Genomic DNA, 20,351 nt, shown 5'->3' on the forward strand with positions numbered 1-20,351 from the left:
AGACCGTTCTCTTCCTGAATGAGATCACCTAGGGTCGCGGGCGGGGGCGTGAGTGCCGGTCGGTGTCATGGGGGCACGGGGGAGTGCGGGCTCGCGCGTATCGGGGGAGGGGTGCGGGCTGTGCTGTGCGCTTTTGCGGGGGCGGGGTCGTGACCTCGCTGGAGGTCCGCACGAGACTTACGGGGGTTCCCGTACGGAACGCCGGGCACGGGGGCCTGTGGGTGCTCCCGGCGCTGTGGACCATGGGCCTCGGGCTGTGGGGGCTGTCGCGGGAGCACAGCGTGTGGCGGGACGAGGCGGCGACCTGGCAGGTGGCCCGGCGCTCCACCGCCGACATCTGGCACCTGCTCGGCCAGGTCGACGCCGTGCACGGCCTGTACTACCTGCTGATGCACGCCGTCTTCACCTGCTTCGGCCCCGGCACCACGGCACTCCGGCTGCCCTCCGTGCTGGCCATGGCGGTGGCGGCGGCCTGCGTGACGGCCATCGGGCAGCGGCTGGCCGGGAACCGGGCCGGGCTGGGCGCGGGACTGGCCCTCGGGCTGCTGCCCGCCGTGCAGTTCCACCTCCAGGAGGGGCGGCCGTACGCGCTGGTCATGGCGGGTGCGGCGGTGTCGACGCTGCTGCTGGTGGGGCTGCTGGAGCGGCCCGCTCCCTGGCGCTGGGCGGCGTACGGCGTGACGGTCCTGCTGTGCGGGCTGCTGAACTGGCTCTCCCTGCTGGTACTGGCCGCGCACGCGGTGACGCTGTGCCGGGTGCGGGCCCGACCGGGCACGTGGGCTCGCTGGGCGGCGGTTTCGGCGGTCGCCGTGGCGGGGACGGCACCGCTGATCCTCTTCAGCCTGCGCCAGTCCGAACAGATCTCCTGGATACCGCCCCTGACCTGGCACATGCTGATCGGCCCGGCGATCCTGCTGGCGATCGGCACCCTGGGGGCCCTGCTGGACCGCCCCCGGCCGGGCGCCCCCTCGGTGACGGCGGTGGCGCTGCCCCTGCTGGCCGTCCCGCTCGTCGTCCTGGCAGCGGTATCCCTGTTCAAGCCCCTGTTCCTCGACCGTTACATCCTCTTCGGCCACCTCGGCCTCGCCCTACTCATCGGCACCGCACTGGCCACGGCGGTCCACGCGGCCCGCCCCCGCTTCCTGCGCGCGGCGACGCTGATCCTTCCGCTGGCCCTGCTGGCGGCGACGGCGGCGCTCCTCCCCTACTCCCTGGCCAGACGCTCCCCCGAGAGCCGCGTGGACGACGTACTGGCGGCGGCCGACCGTGTCCACCACCTGAAGCGCCCCGGCGACGCCGTCCTCTTCATCCCGGCCGCCCGCCGCGACACCGCTCTGGTCTCCCCCGGTGCCTTCACCGGCCTGCGGGACATAGCCCTGGCCGAGTCCCCGGTGGCCTCCGGGACCCTGAAGGGCGTGGAGGCGACCCCCGGGCGCATCGCCACCGCGATCCCGCACTGCGCCCGGATCGTGCTGGTCACGGACGCGCCGGACGTGGCGAAGCCGGCCTCGGCCCGCCGGGACAAGGCCAAGAAGGCCGCGCTGCGCGCGTACTTCACACCGGTCGCGGACGAGACCGTACGCGGCCGCAGGGTGACCGTCTACGAACGCCTCCCGGAGCCCGGTCGGGGTCCGTCCCGTAGTGGCAGACTTCAGCCATGACTACGCACAAGAACCTGTTCGGCGGCCCGGACCCGACCCGCCTGCCCGAGAACGAAGAGGCGTACCGCCTGCTGGGCGAGGACTCCCGGTCCCCGGCCGAGGTCGTGGCGAAGTACCCCACGTTCTCCCTCGCCTGGGCCATGCTCGCCGACGACGCCTTCGAGGCCGGCCGCGTGGTCGAGTCGTACGCCTACGCCCGCACCGGCTACCACCGCGGCCTCGACGCCCTGCGCCGCGCCGGCTGGAAGGGCCACGGCCCCATCCCCTGGGACCACCGCGCCAACCGCGGCTTCCTCCGCTGCCTCGCGGCCCTCGCCCGCGCGGCCGACGCGATCGACGAGAAGGAAGAGGGCGACCGCTGCTGGCAGTTCCTGCAGGACAGCAGCGAGGAAGCCTACGAGGAGCTGAAGCGCTGACTCGTGTCCGGTCGGCCGGGAGTCACGCCTCCCGGCCGACCGTCCCCTGCTCCAGCGGCGGAGCCGTCAGGCTGCAGTGCGTCCTGCACTCCGGGTGGGGGCAGTCCGGGGTGGGGCGATGGCGGATCAGGGTGAAGGCGAGGACCGAGCCGGCCACCAGGACCGCCGCGCAGATCGGCATCGCCTTGTCGAAGGACGCGTCGAAGGCCGGCGGGGAGCGGTAGGCGTCCGGGCCCATGCCGGTCAGCAGGGGGAGGGCGGCCACCGCCACCAGGCCCGCCACCCGTGCCGCCGCGTTGTTGATGCCGCTCGCCAGGCCCGCGCGGGCGGTGTCCACCGAGGCCAGGACCGTCGCCGTCAGGGGCGCCACCAGGGTGACCATGCCCGCGCCCATGACCAGGAGCGCCGGCAGCACGTCCGCCAGGTAGTTCGCGTCCGGGCCCACTCGCAGCATCAGCAGCATCGCGGCCGCGCAGAGCAGCGGGCCCACGGTCAGCGGCAGGCGGGGGCCCGTGCGGTCCGCCAGGGCACCCGAGCGGGACGAGAACAGCAGCATCAGGATCGTGGGCGGCAGCAGGGCCGTACCGGCGCCCAGCGGTGAGTAGCCCGCCACCACCTGGAGCTGCAGCGCGGTGAGGAAGAAGAAGCCGCCGAACGCGGCGTACACGCACAGCGTGACCAGGTTGACCGCCGTGAACTGCCGTGAGGCGAAGATGGCCGGCGGCAGCATCGGATCCGGCCGGTGCCGCTCGACGTACACGAAGGCAACCGCCGCCGCCACGCCCGCCACCGCCGTCACGATCACCGCGACGGACCCCGACCGCGCCTCGATCAGCGCGTACGTCAGCAGCGCCAGCGACACCGCGCCGAGCGCCGCGCCGAGGACGTCGAACCGCCCGTGCGCCGGCCCCGCGTCCGACTCCGGTACGTGCCGCAGCGCCACCGGTACGCAGATCAGCGCCACCGGCACGTTCAGCAGGAACACCCACCGCCAGCCCGGCCCCTCCACCAGCCAGCCGCCGAGGAACGGCCCGATGGCGGCGCCGACCCCGCCGAACCCGGACCACAGCCCCACCGCCCGGCTGCGGTCGTCGGGATGGAAGGACGCCTGGATCAGCGCGAGCGAGCCCGGCGTGAGCAGCGCCCCGCCCACCCCCTGCAGGGCCCGCGCGAGGATCAGCACGTTCGGGTCCGGCGCGAGACCGCACACCAGGGAGGCCGCCGCGAACCACACCACCCCGATGACGAACACCCTCCGGCGCCCGTACCGGTCCCCCAGCGAACCGCCCAGCAGGATCAGCCCGGCCAGCGTCAGCATGTACGCGTTGACCGTCCACTGCAGCGCCGCCAGGCTCGCGTCGAGGTCGCGGCCGATGCGCGGCAGCGCCACGTTCACGACCGTCGAGTCCAGCAGGGCCATGCTGGAGCCGAGCACGGTGGTCAGCAGGATCCACCGGCCCTTGGTGGAGGCCAGCCGGACATCGGGCATGCCCTCAGGTATACCCCGGATACGCGTAGGGGGCCCGGCCCCTGCGAACAGGGTGCCGGGCCCCCTATGGGGACCACGGGAGGGTCACTTCATCTTGTTGCCCGCCGACCGCAGGTTGTTCGCGGCGACGACGACGCGCCCCGCCATGCCCGCCTCGGCCAGCTTGCCCCAGGTGCGCGGGTCGTACTGCTTCTTGTCACCGACCTCGCCGTCGACCTTCAGCACACCGTCGTAGTGACGGAACATGTGGTCGGCGACCGGACGGGTGAAGGCGTACTGGGTGTCCGTGTCGATGTTCATCTTCACGACGCCGTTCTCCAGCGCGGTGCGGATCTCCTCCTCCGAGGAGCCGGAGCCGCCGTGGAAGACGAAGTCGAACGGCGACTGCTTGCCGAACTTGGCGGCCACGCCGTCGTTCAGCTCCTTCAGCAGCTCCGGGCGGAGCACCACGTTGCCCGGCTTGTACACGCCGTGCACGTTGCCGAAGGACGCGGCCAGCAGGTAGCGGCCCTTCTCGCCCAGGCCCAGCGCCTCGACGGTACGGATCGCGTCGTCGACCGTGGTGTAGAGGGAGTCGTTGATCTCGTGCGTGACGCCGTCCTCCTCACCGCCGGTCGGGGTGATCTCGACCTCCAGCACGATGTTCGCGCGGCGGGCCTGCTCCAGCAGCTCCTGGGCGATCGAGAGGTTGTCCGCGAGAGTCTCGGCGGAGCCGTCCCACATGTGCGACTGGAAGAGCGGGTTGCGCCCGGCCTTCACGCGCTCCTCGGACAGCGAGAGCAGCGGACGCACGTAGCCGTCCAGCTTGTCCTTGGGGCAGTGGTCGGTGTGCAGCGCGATGTTGACCGGGTACTTCTCGGCGAGGATGTGCGCGTACTCCGCGAGCGCGACCGCGCCGGTCACCATGTCCTTGCTGTACTGGCCGCCGAGGAACTCGGCACCACCGGTCGAGATCTGGACGATGCCGTCGCTCTCCGCCTCGGCGAAGCCGCGCAGCGCCGCGTTCAGGGTCTGGCTCGACGTGACGTTGATGGCCGGGTAGGCGAACTTGCCTGCCTTCGCCCGGTCGAGCATCTCGTTGTAGACCTCGGGAGTTGCGATGGGCATCTGTCCGCTCCTCGTGTTGCGGGTTGGCGTTCTGCGATATGCGGCCCTGACCTGGACCCTGGGGGCGACGTCAGCGTCGGCCCCATCTTTCCAGACCGGCCCTGCCGGACGGCCTGGCGGCCGGGGAGAAGTCCAGCCCCAAGCGGGCCGTCAGTCCAGCCCCAGTTCATCCTTCGAGAAGGCGAACCGGTACGGAACGCCCGCCCCGGCCTCGATCTTCTCCGCCGCGCCGGTCGCCCGGTCCACGATCGTGGCGACGCCGACGACCTCGGCACCGGCCTCGCGCACCGCCTCGACCGCCGTCAGCGGCGAACCACCGGTGGTGGACGTGTCCTCGACGACCAGCACCCGGCGGCCCGCGATGTCCGGCCCCTCGACGCGGCGCTGAAGGCCGTGCGCCTTCGCCGCCTTGCGCACCACGAAAGCGTCCAGCCTCTGCCCGCGCGCGGCCGCCGCGTGCAGCATGGCGGCGGCCACCGGGTCGGCGCCCATGGTCAGACCGCCCACCGCGTCGAAGTCCAGGTCGGCGGTGAGGTCCAGCAGCACCTGGCCGACCAGCGGGGCGGCCTCGCCGTCCAGGGTGATGCGGCGCAGGTCGACGTAGTAGTCGGCCTCCAGCCCCGAGGAGAGGGTCACCTTGCCGTACACCACGGCCTTGTCCTTGATCTGCTGGAGCAGTTCGCCACGCGCGTCCGTCGTCATACCGCCCAGCTTAGAGGCGGCGCCAGGTCCAGGTGGTGGACGCCTCCAGCGGCTCCAGCGGGGTGACCAGGCGCTGCGCGGTGTTCAGCCCGTTGGGCGGGCCGGTCTGCGGCTCGACGCACACGGCGGCGTCCTGCTCGTCGTAGACGACGGCCCACTGCTCGCGGCTGGTCACCTTCAGTTCGATCTGCCCGGGCCAGGTCAGGCGCACGTCGACGCCGTCGGGCATGCCGAAGCAGTCGTCCCAGGGGCCGGGCTTCGGCTCGACGCGGTTGCCGGTGGGCAGGTGGTCCTCGCCGCGCTCCTCCTGCCAGGCCGGGGTGAAGTCGAGCCGCACGTCCTCACCGCCCAGGTTCCGGTTGAACCAGGGGTGCCAGCCGATCTGCGCCGGGAACGAATCCTCGTACGTCTCCACGGACATGGTCAGCGTCAGGCTGTCCTCGCCGAGGCTGACGATCTGGGTGATGCGGCCGGTGTGCGGCCAGGGGTCGGTCAGTTCGTACGTGAGGACGGCCTCGTCGGCCGACTTGCGCGCGGTGCGCCAGGCACCGTCGCGGGCGGTGCCGTGGATGGCGTGCGGCGGGGAGTTGAGCGGCATCTGCCGTACGACTCCGCCGTCCAGGAACTGTCCGTCCCTGATCCGCCCGCACCAGGGGACCATCGGGAAGCACCCGAACCGCTCCCCCTGCCGCAGCAGCTCCGTGCCACCGACGAGCAGCCCGCCGATCCGTCCCCCGTTACCGGGCAGGACCCGTACCTCCGCGTCACCCGCGGCCAGCGTGATCTCTCCGTTACTCACGGGACGACCCTACTGGTCCCCGCGGGGCGCGGGAGGGGCGGTGGGGGGTGCTCAGTGGCGCTTGCGCAGGGCCCGTGCCACCACGATCGCCGAGGCGACGGCCACCGCCGCAGCCGGGGCGGCCCAGCGCAGGGCCGGGTTGCCGGTGACCGTCTGGGGAGCGGGGACGGGGGCGTAGCGGCCGCGCGGCGGGGCGTGGTCGACCTCCTCCGCGCTGCGGCCGATCATCGTCCGGCGCGCGTGGGCGGCCTCGGCCGGAGGCTCGGAGCGGACCTCGAAGCCGTCCGGGATCGCGTCGGGGACGACGGTGTCGGGGATCGCCTCGGCCTCGTCGGGCTCCAGGGCGGGCGGGGGGACTTCGGTGTCGAAGACTCTGGGGTGCGGGCCGTCGTCGGTGCCGGTCCGCTGGTCGTCGGCCCGCGCCGCCCGCTCCTGCCCGGTGCTCTCGGCGGAACCCGCCGCCAGGGTTTCCAGGGTGCGGGTGAGGAGGCGGTTGGCAGCCTGGGTCACCGCTTCGCCGGGGAGTTCGGCGAGGCGGCCGTCCGCCTTGGCGGTGCCGCCCACGGTGACCGTCGTACCGCCTTCGGCGGCGGCGAGGCTCAGGGTGAGGGCGAGCGTGACCGTGCCGGTGCCCCGGGACTCGGTGCCGTCACCGCGCACCGCGAACGTGCCGTCGGCGCGCCCGCTGACCGCGAGGGTGCCGCGGTAGGTGACCGAGTGCCCGCCGACCCGCAGCTTCAGCCGGCCGGCGACGGGTTCCGCCCCGGCGTCCTGCTGAAGTCCCGGCACCGCGCGGGCCACCCTCACGGCATCCGTGAGGGCCTCCCTGAGCCGGCCGGCCGGAACCGGAACGAAGACCTGGAGCTCCATGTTGGCCGAGCCTACCCAGTGCGGCCCGGAATTCACCTGCCCTCGGCGGCGAACGGGGACCGCCAGGGCCGTCGAGGAGCCTCAGTACCGGGGATGGAGCATCAGTACCGGGGATGTGCCAGCGTCGACGGGGGCAGGCCGGGGAGCCGGGTGATCCTGGCGGCCGCCACGTCCGTCCTCAGGTCCCGTTCCGTCAGGGTGCGGGGCCGGGAGCCGGAGGACGCCAGCCGGGGACGGGGGGCTCGGGGGCCCGGTGACGCGAGGAGGAAGCCCCAGTCCGGAGGGCTTCCTGAGGGGCCCGCCGAGCGGTCCGGGCCGGTGGCGAAGCCCGAGTCCTGGCCCGGGACGCGGTAGGGGGTGGCGGAGAAGCCCGCCGCGCGCAGGGTCGCCGCGACCGTCCAGAACACGCGGGGGCGGGCGGTGACCGGGCCGGCGTGCACGGCCAGGCGCCCGCCGGGGGTCAGGACGCGGCGGGTCAGGCCGTAGAACTCCTGGGAGTACAGCTTCGTGCTCGCCGTGATGCCGGGGTCGGGCAGGTCCGCGAGGACCACGTCGTACCGCCCGGCCGGCGCCCGCCGCAGCCAGCTCAGCGCGTCCGCCGTGGTGACGCGCACGCGCGGGTCGTCGTACGCGTGGGCGTTGAGGGCGGAGAGACCGGGGTCGCGGCGGGCCAGGCGGACCAGTCCGGCGTCGAGTTCGACCACGTCCACCCGCGCCACCCCCGGCTGCCGCAGCACCTCCCGCGCGGCCAGGCCGTCCCCGCCGCCGAGGATCAGCACCCGCCGGTGCGGGCCGGAGAGCGCGGGGTGGACCAGCGCCTCGTGGTAGCGCCGCTCGTCCCGGCCGCCGACGCGCAGCCTCCCGTCCAGGAAGAGGTCGAGCGGCCTGCCGCCCGTGCCCCCGGCGAGGACCACCTCCTGGACGTCCGTCTGCGCGGCCACCCGGACGTCCGGCCCGTACACCGCGCGCTGGGCGGCCCGTTCGAAGTCACCGGCGAGCGCGGCGGCCGAGGCGAGCACCCCGAGCACCGCGAGCCCGGCGGCGAGCAGCGTCCAGCGGGCGCGCCGGGTCAGGTCCCGGCGGAACAGCCCGAGCACCAGCGCGCTCCCGGCGACCACGTTCACCGACCCGGTGAGCAGCGCGCCGGTCAACTGGCCCAGGAACGGCAGCAGTACGAAGGGGAAGGCGAGTCCGCCGACCAGCGCGCCCACATAGTCCGCGGCGAACAGGTCGGCCACCGCGCCGCCCGCGTCCTGGCGCCGGATGCGCTGGATCAGCTCCATCAGCAACGGCACCTCGGCACCGACCAACAGGCCGATGGCCAGGGAGAATCCGACCAGCAGACAGCGCGGCCCGTCCGCCCAGATCCCGCCCCAGCCGCCGGTCCACGCGAACACCGCGTACAGCGACATCGCGCTGCACCCGCCGACCAGCGCGAGCAGGGTCTCGATCGCGCCGAAGCCCACGGCCGCGTGCCAGCGCAGCCGTTTCGCGGCGAGCGAGCCGATACCCATGGCGAACACCATCACCGACAGCACCACGGACGCCTGGGTGACCGAGTCACCGATCAAATACGAGGCGAAGGCGACGAGTTCGAGTTCGTACACCAGCCCGCAGGCCGCGCAGACGAAGACGCACGCGAGCACCAGGAACCGCCCGGTACCGGGCTCCACGGGCAGCCGCGCGGGCTCGGTCCAGGGCGGGGCACCCGGGGACACGGGGGCGTGCGGATCGATCACGCTGCGACGTTACGTCACCGCCGCAGGACGCTTCGTCACCCACACGTGTGGAAACTCCCCGTCAGGCAGACCGGTTGGTTTACCCGGCCCCCTGCCCCGCCGGGACCCGTACCCCGACACGGGTGCGGGTCGCCACCAACTGCCCGTCCTGCGGGTACGCGTGCCAGGTGCGCCAGCTCACCTGACCCTCGTGCCACTGGGCCAGCATCGCGGTGAAGGCGTGCGGGCTGCCGGGGAACACCCCGGCCAGGCCGTGCGGATGGTCGGAGACCAGGGCCAGCAACTCCTGGGCGCGGCCCGCGAACGAGCCCGGCGTGAGCATCTCCACGCGCGCCGCGAACTCGTACTCCCAGTCGCCGACCCGCTTGGCGACGCCGAGCGGGAGCGGGGTGGAGGAGCCGGGGATGCACGCGACCGTCTCCGAGCAACTGCCCCGGTCCTCCTCCAGGAGGACCTGGTGGGAGGCGCCGAGCAGTCTCAACTGCATCTTCGCCCGGCCCAGTTCCAGATCGAGGGTGGCCAGGGCCGGGAGCGGTTCGCGGCCGAGGGCCCAGGCCAGGTCGGCAGCGCGCGTGTCGGTGTAGGACGTGTTCAGGGTCGTGAGCATGGATCGGCTCCGCTAACACACGAGGAGGGGTGGTCCGGCGCACCTCGGTGACACCGGGCGATTCGGCCAGGTCGGCCCGGCTGGAGAAGCGGTGTCCATGGGACGTCCGAGGGCTTGAGGTGGTGTTTTAGAGGGAATCACGAACACTGGCCGTGCCACAGCGTTTTTACCCAAGTTCGGAGGGTTTCCATCCCTCAGAGGGCTCCACAGCTCAACTGTTCAACTACGGCGTACGCCGAGCGCGGAGCACGCGGCTCCGCCGGTTCCCACGCCCGGGGCGCCGCCCCGCTACGCGTTTCGGCCACATGGAGACCGCCGAGGGCAGCCGGATCACGCCGGTGGCCGCACCGCCGCCGCCGGGGCGCGACCGGAGCCCCCGCCCCGGCCGCGCCCCACGGCTCAGCTACCGCCCCCGCAGCCCCCGCCACCCCCGCAGGACGACCCGCCTCCGCAGGACGAGTGGCCGCCCCCGCAGGACGAGTGGCCCCCGTGATGGCCCCCGTGGTGCCCCCCACCGGAAGAGGACCCGGAGTCGCCGCCCCAGACCCACCAGCTCGACCCGCTGTCGTGCGCCGAGGCCGCCCCGGCGGACGCGGCCGACGAGCCCGAACCGCCACGCAGCGAACGCGCCGTACCCGGCGAGACCCGCTGCCGCCCCCACCTGCGCCGCCGCGCCCGCAGCGCGGACGTACCGACCAGGACCACCACCACGACGAGGATGATGCCGATGACCATGGCGTCCCCCCTCCTTCCGTTCCCCCGAAGCGGCCCCCCGTGGGCGCCTCGTCCGTACCCGCGCACCGCGCGGTGACCGGGGGATGCCCGCCCACGAAGAACGCCAAAGCCGAGTTGAGGAAGTCCAGAGCTTGGGCGCAGGATGGCCGGCATGACCTCCACCGCACGTCCGTACCTCAACCGCCGGCTCGCCGAGTTCGGGACGACGATCTTCGCCGAGATGTCCGCCCTGGCCTCGGCCACCGGCGCGATCAACCTCGGCCAGGGCTTCCCCGACACGGACGGCCCCGAGGAGATCAGGGAAGCGGCCGTACGGGCGCTGCGCGACGGCCGCGGCAACCAGTACCCGCCGGGTCCCGGCGTGCCGGAGCTGCGCCAGGCGATCGCCGCGCACCAGCAGCACCGGTACGGGCTGGCGTACGACCCCGACACCGAGGTGCTGGTCACGGCGGGCGCCACGGAGGCCATCGCCGCGACCCTGCTGGCCCTGCTGGAGCCGGGCGACGAGGTGGTCGCGCTGGAGCCGTACTACGACTCGTACGCGGCGAGCATCGCCATGGCGGGCGGGCGGCGCGTGCCGGTGACGCTGCGCCCGTCGGAGGGCCGCTTCCGGCTGGACCTGGACGAGCTGCGCGCGGCCGTGACCGACCGCACCCGCCTGCTGCTGATCAACACCCCGCACAACCCGACCGGCACGGTGCTGACCCGCGAGGAGCTGGCCGCCATCGCCGAGCTGGCGGTGGAGCGCGACCTGCTGGTGGTGACGGACGAGGTCTACGAACACCTGGTCTTCGACGACGCCGAACACCTGCCGCTGGCCGGCTTCCCCGGCATGCGCGGGCGCACGGTGACGATCGGCTCGGCCGGCAAGACGTTCTCGTTCACCGGCTGGAAGGTCGGCTGGATCACGGCCGCCCCCGCCCTGGTCAGCGCGGTCCGCTCGGCGAAGCAGTTCCTCACCTACGTCTCGGCGGGCCCGTTCCAGTACGCGGTCGCCGAGGCCTTGGCGCTGCCCGACTCCTACTTCGACGGCTTCCGGCGCGACATGCTCGCCCGCCGCGACATCCTCGCCACGGGCCTGGCGGAAGCGGGCTTCGAGGTCTTCCGCCCCGCGGGCACCTACTTCATCACCACGGACATCCGCCCCCTCGGCGAGAAGGACGGCTTCGCCTTCTGCCGCGCCCTCCCGGAGCGCGCGGGCGTCGTCGCCGTCCCCAACGCCGTCTTCTACGACGACCGCGAGGCGGGCGCCCCGTTCGTCCGCTTCGCGTTCTGCAAGAAGCCGGAAGTCCTCCGGGAGGCCACCGACCGCCTCCGCCGGCTGGTCTGACACGGCCGAGGGCCGGGGCGGCAGAACGCGCGCCCCGGCCCTCGGCCTCTGCGGAATCCGGTGTGGACTACTCCACGTCCCCGCCGGAGTCCTCCGCGTCGTCGATCTCCTGCTCGAGGCCGAGCTGCTCGGCGAGCCACTTGTCGAACTCGATGGCCGCGCGGACCCAGCTCACCGTGGAGGAGACGAAGTGGTTCAGGTCGACGCCCGTGCCGATCAGCATCTGGGCCTCACCGATGAGGCGGACCGTGCCGTCGTCGTGGGTGTGGGTGTAGACCTTGGGCCACAGGGTGCGCCGGTTCCAGTCGTCGATGGACTCGAGCAGGCGCAGCTTCTCCTCGATCTGGTGCGGGCGGTCGTAGAAGGTCCGCACGGAGAAGACGGCCTGCTCGGCCTCCCCACGGAACATGAAGTAGGTGCGGAACTGCTCCCAGGGCGCCGCGAGGTCGCCCTCCTCGTCCACGACGTACTTCAGCTCCATCTGGTCCAGGAGCTGCTTCACGAGGTCCTGATCCGGGAGGACGGGGCCCGCCGGTCCCTGCGGCTGCTGCTCGGGCTGGCCCCCGAAGTTCGGAATCGAGGACGGGTCGATGCTCACCGTGGTTTTCCCTTCGTACGGAATTCCGCCATCCTCCCCCAGAAGGGGAGGTCCGTGGCAAGCCCCGGCGCGGCCTGTCAGCCACGGGCGGACACGCGGTCCGCGCTCGGGTGCCGCGCGTCTCCTCGACGAGTGACACCCGAGCCCTCCCGGCAAACGCGCGGGGCCCCTACTACAGGGTCTTTCCGGTGGCCGGAGCCACCTTCAGGCCCTCCTCGGACCGGTCCACCCGGACCGTGTCGCCGTCCTTGATCTCGCCGGAGAGGATCTCCTTGGCGAGCCGGTCGCCGATGGCCGTCTGGACCAGGCGGCGCAGGGGGCGGGCGCCGTACGCCGGGTCGTTGCCCTCCTCCGCGAGCCATGCCAGGGCCTCGGGGGTGACGTCCAGGGTGAGGCGCCGCTCCGCCAGGCGCCGGCCGAGCCGGTCGATCTGGAGGCGGGCGATCCGGGCCAGCTCCGCCTCGTCGAGCGCGGAGAACACCACCAGGTCGTCCAGCCGGTTCAGGAACTCCGGCTTGAACGAGGCCCGCACCGTGTCCAGCACCCGCTGCCGCTTCTCCGCCTCGTCCAGCCCCGGGTCGACCAGGTACTGGCTGCCCAGGTTGGAGGTGAGCACCAGGATGGTGTTGCGGAAGTCGACGGTGCGGCCCTGGCCGTCCGTCAGGCGGCCGTCGTCCAGCACCTGGAGCAGGATGTCGAAGACCTCGGGGTGCGCCTTCTCCACCTCGTCCAGCAGCACCACGCTGTACGGGCGCCGCCGCACGGCCTCGGTGAGCTGGCCGCCCTCCTCGTACCCGACGTAGCCGGGAGGCGCGCCGACCAGGCGGGCGACACTGTGCTTCTCGCCGTACTCCGACATGTCGATGCGGATCATGGCCCGCTCGTCGTCGAAGAGGAAGTCCGCGAGCGCCTTGGCGAGTTCGGTCTTGCCGACGCCGGTCGGGCCGAGGAAGAGGAAGGAGCCGGTGGGCCGGTCCGGGTCCGCGACCCCGGCGCGCGCACGCCGGACCGCGTCCGAGACGGCCTGTACGGCCTCGCCCTGGCCGATGAGCCGCTTGCCCAGCTCGTCCTCCATGCGCAGCAGCTTCTGCGTCTCGCCCTCCAGCAGGCGGCCGGCCGGGATGCCGGTCCAGGCGGCGACGACGTCCGCGATGTCGTCGGAGCCGACCTCCTCCTTGACCATGGTGTCCTTGGCGGCCTCCTCCTCGGCGGCCGAGGCGGCCTCCAACTCCTTCTCCAGCTCCGGGATCTGCCCGTACAGCAGCTTGGAGGCGGTGTCGAAGTCGCCGTCGCGCTGGGCGCGTTCGGCCTGGCCGCGCAGGTCGTCCAGGCGCTCCTTCAGCTCACCGACGCGGTTGAGGGACTGCTTCTCCTTCTCCCAGCGGGCGGTGAGCCCGCGCAGCTCCTCCTCCTTGTCGGCGAGGTCGCGGCGCAGCCGCTCCAAGCGCTCGCGGGAGGCCGGGTCGGTCTCCTTGCCGATCGCCAGCTCCTCCATCCGCAACCGGTCGACACCGCGTTGGAGTTCGTCGATCTCGACGGGTGAGGAGTCGATCTCCATGCGCAGCCGGGACGCGGCCTCGTCCACGAGGTCGATCGCCTTGTCGGGCAGGAAGCGCGAGGTGATGTACCGGTCGGACAGGGTCGCGGCGGCCACCAGCGCGCTGTCCGCGATCTGCACCTTGTGGTGCGCCTCGTACCGCCCCTTGAGACCGCGCAGGATCGCGATGCTGTCCTCGACGCTCGGCTCGGCGACCAACACCTGCTGGAAGCGCCGCTCCAGCGCGGGGTCCTTCTCGATCCGCTCGCGGTACTCGTCCAGCGTGGTCGCGCCGACCATGCGCAGCTCGCCGCGGGCCAGCATCGGCTTGAGCATGTTGCCCGCGTCCATCGCGGAGTCGCCCCCGGCGCCCGCGCCGACGACGGTGTGCAGCTCGTCGATGAAGGTGATGACCTGCCCGTCGGAGTCCTTGATCTCCGAGAGCACGGCCTTGAGCCGCTCCTCGAACTCACCGCGGTACTTCGCGCCCGCGACCATCGCGCCGAGGTCCAGCGAGACCAGCCGCTTGTCCTTCAGGGACTCCGGCACGTCGCCCTTGACGATGCGCTGGGCCAGCCCCTCGACCACGGCGGTCTTGCCGACGCCCGGCTCACCGATGAGGACGGGGTTGTTCTTGGTGCGGCGGCTCAGCACCTGCACGACCCGGCGGATCTCCTGGTCCCGGCCGATGACCGGGTCGAGGCGGCCCTCACGGGCGGCGGCGGTGAAGTCGGTGCCGAACTTCTCCAGGGCCTTGTACTGACCCTCGGGGTCGGCGGTGGTCACGCGGCGTCCTCCTCTGGCCTTCTGAAAGGCGTCTTGCAGCTTCTTGGCGGTGGCTCCCTGCTCTCGGAGCACTTCCCCGGCGGCGCCGCCCTTCGCGGCGAGACCGGTCAGCAGGTGTTCGGTGGAGAGGTAGTCGTCCCCGAGGTCCCCGGCGCGCTCGTCCGCGTCCGCGAGGACGGCGAGCAGCTCCCGGCTGGGCTGCGGGGGCGCGACGGTGGAGCCGGTCACGCTGGGCAGCGAGGCGAGGGCGCGCTCGGCGCCGGTGCGCACGGCGGCCGGGTCGGCGCCGACGGCGGCGAGCAGGTCGGTGATGTTCTCGTTGTCCTGGCCCGCGAGCAGAGCGAGCAGCAGGTGAGCGGGCGTCAGGTCGGGGTGCCCCTCCGTCACGGCCCGCTGGCTCGCGGCGTTGATCGCGTCCCGGCTCCTGTTGGTCAGCTCGGCGTCCACGTGCGTGTTCTCCCCTTCCGCCACTACTCCACTGATGACTTAACCAGTGTACACAAACTTGAGTCGGGTGCGCTCAATTAAGCGGCGGGAACTTCAGGTTGGCTAGGTTTCGGCCATGGCCACATATTCCGTAGACCTGGACGCGCCGGACGAGTCGTACGTCGGCTTCTGGCGGGAGCGGCACCTGAGCACACTCACCACCCCGCGCCGGGACGGCAGCCCGCACGTGGTGCCGGTGTGCGTGACCTGGGACCCGGAGGCGGGGATCGCCCGCGTCATCACCAGCGGCACCAGCGCGAAGGCCGCGCACGTACGCGCGGCCGGACCCGAGGGCGCGCGGGTGGCGGTGTGCCAGGTGGACGGCCGGCGCTGGGCCACCCTGGAGGGGCGGGCGCGGGTGCGCGAGGACCGGGAGGCGGTCGCGGAGGCGGAGCGGCGGTTCACCGAGCGGTACGGCCGGGAGCCCCGGGAGAACCCCCTGCGGGTCGCCATCGAGATCGAGGTGGAACGCGCGCTCGGCAACGGCTGAGCAGTTTCGGCCACTTGGCCGGAGGGCGCATGCCCCGAAATATGCGCAGAAACTGCAGCGGCGTCACCGTGTTCAGGTCACGGTGACGCCGCTGCGGGGGGAAGCACCTGAGGCGATCTTTTACGACGGGGGAATCGCGTCAGGCACTGCGGGGGGTGGCAGTTGTGGTCCTGAGGTCGGCGACCTCGGGCTCCGCGAGACGGTGGTCCCGCTGGTCGAGATTCACGAAGATCATTCCGTACCGGACGGCACACCGTACCGGCTGCGGCGCGCCGCGGGGCTTGCGCAGGCAGCGGTACGCCCGTACGTCCTCGTCCTCGTCACGGGTGACCACGACCGGCTCGCCGAACACCGTCACCATCAACGAGTCACCACTGTGGGGGATGGCGGTGACCAGGTCGATGAAGTGCCAGCCGGAGCGGTAGGCCGTGGCCATCTCGCGACGGAAGGAGCGGTCGTCGGGTGGCGTGGTCATGGTGATCAGTCCCACCGGGTGTCGAGCGGTGCGACGTCCCACCTCGTGTCCGCCGGCGCGGTGTCCCACCGGGTGTCCAGCGGGGCGGTGTCCCAGCGGGTGTCCTGAACGCCCGCCGCTGTGACGGACCCCCCGGCGCCCGGCTCGTGCGCGCTCGTCGCACCGGAGAGGCCGGCCAGGGTTCCGACGGCCACAACGGTGGAGAAGGCGGCAACAAGCACCGAGCGAAGCATTCTGTTACGCATGGTCGGCTTCGTCCTCACTTGAAATTCCCCTCTTCCCCCGTCGAGTTAGACGATGGCTCATTCAGGCACATCATCGCCACACGATCGGTGCATCATGTTCCTGCATGTTCAGGACCCTGGGGGGTGGAGATTTGGTGATAAACGAGACAGAGGCGACACATCCCCACGCGGTGACCGAGATGTGCGCGGAAGGAAGCCGCCTCTACGCGAGTGCGCTGCGCACCGGCCGTATCCCGCGCGCGGACGCCGAGTCGGCTCCCTGCCTGATGGAGTTCGCGCTGCTCCACCCCGACCCGGACGACCCCGGCTGGCTGCGGCCCGTCGCGCCGGCCGTGGCGCTGGCCCAGCGGCTCACCCCCATCGAGCGGGAGATCGCCGAGCGGCGGCGCCGGTCCATCGTGCTGTCCGAGATCTTCGAACCCTTCATGACGCTGAGCGCCCGCGAGGACGCCCCCACCCACGCCATCACCGTCCTGGAGGGCCTGGACCGCATCAACGCGGCCCTGGACCTGGCCACCGGCCAGTGCCGCACCGAGGTGCTCACCGTGCAGCCCGGCGGCCGCCGCAGCCCCGAGAACCGCCTCCTGGAGGCGCTGGACCGCGACCGGCCGCTGATCGAGCGCGGGGTGCGCATCCGCACCCTGTACCAGCACACGGCCCGCTACAGCGCCGACCGCCTCGCCTACGTGGACCGCTTCACCGACGGCAAGGCGGAGTACCGCACCATCGACGAACTGGTCGAGCGGCTCATCATCTGCGACGAGACGGTGGCCTTCATCCCGGTCCAGGAGGACCGCCAGGTCGCCCTCGAACTGCGCCACCCCGGCCTGGTGCGCTACCTCGTCAAGGTCTTCGAGTTCATGTGGAGCCGCGCGGTCCCGCTGAGCGCCGGCACCCCCTACGAGACCGCCCCGGACGGCATCACCGACATCCAGCACTCCATCGCCAAGCTCCTGGTGGAGGGGCACGTCGACGAGGCCATCGCGCGCCGACTCGGCATGAACGTCCGCACCTGCCGGGCCCACATCGCCAAGCTGGCCACCGCGCTCGGCAGCGGCAGCCGGGCCCAGCTCGGCTACCTGATCGCCCGCTCCGGCATGCTCAACGAGAACGGCTAGAGCGGGAGTTCAGGGTGCGTGCACGCCGCCCGCAGGCGCCGGCGCCGGGCCGTGCGACGGCCCGTCCAGTCCCACCTGCGCGATACGGACGCCGAGTTGGGTACGGCTGGTCGCGCCCAGGGTCTCCGAGAGCCTGGCTATGTGCGCACGGCAGGTGCGCACGCTGATGCCGAGCCGCTCGGCGATCACCGCGTCCTGGTGGCCCTCGGCGAGCAGCGCGGCGATGGAGCGCTCCCGGTGCGAGATGCCCTCGATGCCGGTGTCGGGCAGCGGGGCGGTGAGCGGGATCGCCAGCCGCCACAGCCGCTCGAACACGGTCACCAGGTACTCCACCAGCGCCGGGTGGCGCAGCTCCAGGGCCATGGTGCGGTCGGTGTTGGCGGGGATGAAGGCGACCGTGCGGTCGAAGAGGATGAGCCGGTCGATGACCTCGTCCAGGCTGCGGGCCTCCACCGCGTCGCCCATCAGCTCCAGGTAGTTGAGCAACCCCTGCCCGTGCCGCGCGACATGCGTGTACAGGTCCCGCATCCGCACCCCGCGGCCGCGCAGTTCCAGCGCCCGGTGCAGTCCCTCGGTCAGCTCGGCCTCGCGCCGGATGCCGCCGGGCTGCACGGTGAGCACCTCGGTCGCGCACCGCTCGGTCGCCTCGTCCATGGCGGCCTGGATGCGGGTGAGCCCGTCCAGCACCCGGATCGCGGCACCTTCACCCTGCGGGACGAGGGTGGGGAGTTGACGGCCGAGCCCGGCGTACCAGTCGAACGCGGCGACCGCCGAGCCCATCCGGCGCTGGCTCTGGGTGACCTCGTCGTAGACCCCGCGCAGCAGCCGGGTCATCACCTCCTGCGGGGAGGTGGGGACCAGCCAGTCCATGTCGTCGGGGTCGGGGTGCAGCAGGGCCAGCTCCAGCAGGCAGGGCACCGGCTGCGCTTCCGCCCGCGGCACCCGGCCCCGGCGTACGGCGCGGGAGTACACGCGGTCGCCCGGCCCGCACAGCCGGTCGGCACCGTGGGGATGCTCCTGCGTCGCGTGCCCGGCCATCGCCCATTCCACCCCCGGTCGCCGCCACTTCGCAGCGCAACTATGCGCGGCCCCGCCCGCCTCCGCAACACGGCTCCCCGCGCCCGGCGGGCCGCGGAACACCGGTATGCCCGGATCGTCGGGGGTCGCCGGGGACGCGAAAAAGGAGGTGGCCCCGCCGTCACCGGGGCCACCTCCCTCATCTGCCTCGGGGGCGTGCCCCGACCGCGCCGTGCGGCGTCAGCGCAGGCCGATGGCCGCACAGGCCGACTTGTAGGAGGCGGTGCAGATCTCGTCGACCGTGTAGATGCCGTCCGCGACGACCGTGTCCTTGATCTTGCTCTTGGTCAGCGCGCTCACCTGCACCAGCTTGGCCGGGATCTGCTTGTCGGTGGGGCTGTCGATGCGGTCCTGGGTGAGGGCGTCGAACTGGATGTCCTTGCCCTGCACCTTGGCGACGGCCATCTGGGCGGCGGCCTCGGCCTCGTCCGGGTAGGACTTGTAGACGCTCATGTACTGCTCGCCCGCCAGGATGCGCTGCACGGCGTCGAGTTCGGCGTCCTGGCCGGTGATCGGGGGCAGGGCGGTGACACCGGCGTTCTTCAGGGCCTTGATGACCCCGGCCGCCATGCCGTCGTTGGCGGAGTAGACGGCCGCGATGTTGGCCTTGCCCAGCTTGCCGATCGCCTCGGTCATGTTGGCCTCGGCGTTCTCCGGCTTCCAGTCCTTGGTGTCGAAGCTGTCCGCGATCGTCACCTTGCCGTTCAGCTCGGAGAGCGCACCCTCCTTGAACTGCTTGGCGTTGGGGTCGGTGGGCGAGCCGTTCATCATGACGATCTTGTCGGACAGACCGGCGCCCGCACCCAGGCGCTCCAGCAGGGAGCGGCCCTGCACCTCGCCGACCAGCTCGTTGTCGAAGGAGATGTACGCGTCGATCGGGCCCTCGGCCAGGCGGTCGTAGGCGATGACGGGTATGCCGGCGTCCTTGGCCTTCTTCACCGCGGGCGCGATCGCGTGCGAGTCGACGGCGTCCAGGAGGATGACGTTGACCTTCTGGTCGATCATCCGCTGCAGTTGCGCGGCCTGCTGGGAGGCGTTCGCGTCGGCGTTGGCGTACTCGACCCTCCCCTTCTTGTGGGTCAGTTCGGACACCTTGCTCTTGATGATGGGGTAGTCGAACTTGTCGTAGCGGGTGTTCGCCTTCTCCGGCAGCAGCAGGCCGACGGTGACCTGGTCGCCCATGGTCGGGCTCGCGCTCGCGTCGTCTCCCGCCGCGTCGAGGACGCCGCAGCCGGCGAGCGGGAGGACCATCGTGGAGACGGCCACGGACATGGCGATACGACGCATTCGAGGGCTCACTTCAGGTGCGTTCCGACGGGGTGCAGCGTGCGACCCAGGTGTCTGAAAAGACAACGCGGAGGCGCCCCATGGCGTCAAGCAAAACAACTTAACGAGATGGCAACACCACGCTCCGTTTAGCTGGTGAAGACCTGGCGGAGCCTTGCGCAACCCTCTGTAAACACGCTTCACACCCTCCTCGCCCGAACCACGCGTTACGTACACACTTCCGAATGAAGTCAGCCAGGCTGTGAACGGCCCTGTGAACGTCTCCGCGAACGCCGAAGGGGCCGGGAGGCGTTGTGCCTCCCGGCCCCTTCGTGAAGAGTGCTCGCCGGACCCGGATCAGTCGGCGGACTGCTGCCGCTTGGGCCGCCACACCACCAACGCGCTGGTCTGCTGGACCTCCTGGTACGGGACCAGGTCTCGCCGGTAGGAGGCGTGCACCGCGGCCTCGCGCTGACGCATCGTCGCCGCCGCGCCGTCCAGGGCCGACTCCAGCTCCGCGACACGGGACTGGAGGGCCGCGACGTGGTTCTCCAGCTCGATGATGCGCTTGATGCCGGCCAGGTTGATGCCCTCGTCCTGCGACAACTGCTGCACCTGACGGAGCAGTTCGATGTCACGGGCCGAATAGCGCCGCCCACGTCCCGCCGTGCGGTCCGGGGAGACCAGACCGAGGCGGTCGTACTGCCTCAGCGTCTGCGGATGGAGTCCGGAGAGCTGTGCGGCCACCGAGATGACGTAGACCGGGGTCTCCTCGGTCAGCTCGTACGGGTTGCGCCGACGACCTGGTGTGTCCATCG

The 20,351-nt window shown here is 72.0% G+C and carries 19 protein-coding genes; 5 read left to right on the forward strand and 14 right to left on the reverse strand.

What is annotated here, in order from left to right; genetic code table 11:
• Window positions 1-242: 242 nt before the first annotated feature.
• Window positions 243-1,661, forward strand: a complete 1,419-nt coding sequence (locus tag HEK131_RS29685; protein WP_244452179.1) for a glycosyltransferase family 39 protein — start codon at window positions 243-245, stop codon at window positions 1,659-1,661.
• Window positions 1,658-2,077, forward strand: coding sequence for a DUF3151 domain-containing protein (locus tag HEK131_RS29690; RefSeq protein WP_217465013.1), 420 nt, complete (start codon window positions 1,658-1,660; stop codon window positions 2,075-2,077). The genes HEK131_RS29685 and HEK131_RS29690 overlap by 4 nt, the downstream gene beginning before the upstream one ends.
• A 22-nt stretch (window positions 2,078-2,099) precedes the next feature.
• Here the strand turns inward: HEK131_RS29690 and HEK131_RS29695 are convergent, their stop codons facing one another.
• The 7 genes from HEK131_RS29695 to HEK131_RS29725 all read right to left on the reverse strand — a co-directional run bounded on the left by HEK131_RS29695 (window position 2,100) and on the right by HEK131_RS29725 (window position 9,390).
• Window positions 2,100-3,566 carry an MFS transporter gene (locus HEK131_RS29695; RefSeq protein WP_244451861.1) on the reverse strand — a complete coding sequence of 489 codons (1,467 nt, stop codon included), beginning with the start codon at window positions 3,564-3,566 and terminating at the stop codon, window positions 2,100-2,102.
• A gap of 84 nt (window positions 3,567-3,650) precedes the next feature.
• Window positions 3,651-4,673: a class II fructose-bisphosphate aldolase gene (gene fbaA, locus HEK131_RS29700; RefSeq protein WP_217465015.1), complete on the reverse strand. Its 1,023-nt coding sequence runs from the start codon at window positions 4,671-4,673 to the stop codon at window positions 3,651-3,653.
• A gap of 150 nt (window positions 4,674-4,823) precedes the next feature.
• Window positions 4,824-5,375, reverse strand: a complete 552-nt coding sequence (gene pyrE, locus HEK131_RS29705; protein WP_244451862.1) for an orotate phosphoribosyltransferase — start codon at window positions 5,373-5,375, stop codon at window positions 4,824-4,826.
• Between the two features lie 10 nt (window positions 5,376-5,385).
• Window positions 5,386-6,174 (reverse strand): aldose 1-epimerase, encoded by a 789-nt coding sequence (locus HEK131_RS29710; RefSeq protein WP_244451863.1) that lies wholly within the window; start codon window positions 6,172-6,174, stop codon window positions 5,386-5,388.
• A 51-nt stretch (window positions 6,175-6,225) separates the two neighbouring features.
• On the reverse strand, window positions 6,226-7,044 hold the full coding sequence (locus tag HEK131_RS29715; RefSeq protein WP_244451864.1) for an SRPBCC domain-containing protein: 819 nt from the start codon (window positions 7,042-7,044) through the stop codon (window positions 6,226-6,228).
• Between the two features lie 101 nt (window positions 7,045-7,145).
• Entirely contained in the window at window positions 7,146-8,783 is a 1,638-nt protein-coding gene (locus HEK131_RS29720) for a polyamine aminopropyltransferase (RefSeq protein WP_244451865.1), read from the reverse strand.
• 79 nt (window positions 8,784-8,862) lie between these two features.
• The gene (locus tag HEK131_RS29725; RefSeq protein WP_217465020.1) at window positions 8,863-9,390 is read right to left on the reverse strand and encodes a DUF2617 family protein; all 528 of its coding nucleotides are present in this window, start codon (window positions 9,388-9,390) and stop codon (window positions 8,863-8,865) included.
• An 877-nt stretch (window positions 9,391-10,267) separates the two neighbouring features.
• Between HEK131_RS29725 and HEK131_RS29730 the strand changes: the two genes are divergently transcribed.
• Entirely contained in the window at window positions 10,268-11,455 is a 1,188-nt protein-coding gene (locus tag HEK131_RS29730; protein WP_244451866.1) for a pyridoxal phosphate-dependent aminotransferase, read from the forward strand.
• 67 nt (window positions 11,456-11,522) lie between these two features.
• Here the strand turns inward: HEK131_RS29730 and HEK131_RS29735 are convergent, their stop codons facing one another.
• Window positions 11,523-12,053: a YbjN domain-containing protein gene (locus HEK131_RS29735; RefSeq protein WP_217465022.1), complete on the reverse strand. Its 531-nt coding sequence runs from the start codon at window positions 12,051-12,053 to the stop codon at window positions 11,523-11,525.
• 172 nt (window positions 12,054-12,225) lie between these two features.
• Entirely contained in the window at window positions 12,226-14,823 is a 2,598-nt protein-coding gene (gene clpB, locus HEK131_RS29740; protein ID WP_244451867.1) for an ATP-dependent chaperone ClpB, read from the reverse strand.
• Between the two features lie 115 nt (window positions 14,824-14,938).
• Here clpB and HEK131_RS29745 point away from each other — a divergent pair, with 115 nt between their 5' ends.
• On the forward strand, window positions 14,939-15,352 hold the full coding sequence (locus HEK131_RS29745; protein ID WP_217465025.1) for a pyridoxamine 5'-phosphate oxidase family protein: 414 nt from the start codon (window positions 14,939-14,941) through the stop codon (window positions 15,350-15,352).
• A 139-nt stretch (window positions 15,353-15,491) separates the two neighbouring features.
• Here the strand turns inward: HEK131_RS29745 and HEK131_RS29750 are convergent, their stop codons facing one another.
• Together HEK131_RS29750 and HEK131_RS29755 are read right to left on the reverse strand one after the other, a co-directional pair.
• A complete protein-coding gene (locus HEK131_RS29750) occupies window positions 15,492-15,827 on the reverse strand; it encodes a hypothetical protein (RefSeq protein WP_030816552.1) in 336 nt (111 codons plus the stop codon).
• Window positions 15,828-15,832: 5 nt separating this feature from the next.
• Entirely contained in the window at window positions 15,833-16,072 is a 240-nt protein-coding gene (locus tag HEK131_RS29755; protein WP_244451868.1) for a hypothetical protein, read from the reverse strand.
• 104 nt (window positions 16,073-16,176) lie between these two features.
• Between HEK131_RS29755 and HEK131_RS29760 the strand changes: the two genes are divergently transcribed.
• On the forward strand, window positions 16,177-17,190 hold the full coding sequence (locus tag HEK131_RS29760; RefSeq protein ID WP_217465026.1) for a helix-turn-helix transcriptional regulator: 1,014 nt from the start codon (window positions 16,177-16,179) through the stop codon (window positions 17,188-17,190).
• A 9-nt stretch (window positions 17,191-17,199) separates the two neighbouring features.
• On the opposite strand, the gene HEK131_RS29765 is transcribed toward HEK131_RS29760, so the two are convergent.
• The 3 genes from HEK131_RS29765 to HEK131_RS29775 all read right to left on the reverse strand — a co-directional run bounded on the left by HEK131_RS29765 (window position 17,200) and on the right by HEK131_RS29775 (window position 20,349).
• On the reverse strand, window positions 17,200-18,228 hold the full coding sequence (locus HEK131_RS29765) for a helix-turn-helix transcriptional regulator (RefSeq protein WP_244451869.1): 1,029 nt from the start codon (window positions 18,226-18,228) through the stop codon (window positions 17,200-17,202).
• Window positions 18,229-18,447: 219 nt separating this feature from the next.
• Window positions 18,448-19,554 (reverse strand): sugar ABC transporter substrate-binding protein, encoded by a 1,107-nt coding sequence (locus HEK131_RS29770; protein WP_217465028.1) that lies wholly within the window; start codon window positions 19,552-19,554, stop codon window positions 18,448-18,450.
• Window positions 19,555-19,890: 336 nt separating this feature from the next.
• Window positions 19,891-20,349: a heat shock protein transcriptional repressor HspR gene (locus HEK131_RS29775; protein ID WP_030816557.1), complete on the reverse strand. Its 459-nt coding sequence runs from the start codon at window positions 20,347-20,349 to the stop codon at window positions 19,891-19,893.
• Window positions 20,350-20,351: the final 2 nt, after the last annotated feature.

The organism is Streptomyces seoulensis, from assembly GCF_022846655.1.
Lineage (GTDB): Bacteria > Actinomycetota > Actinomycetes > Streptomycetales > Streptomycetaceae > Streptomyces.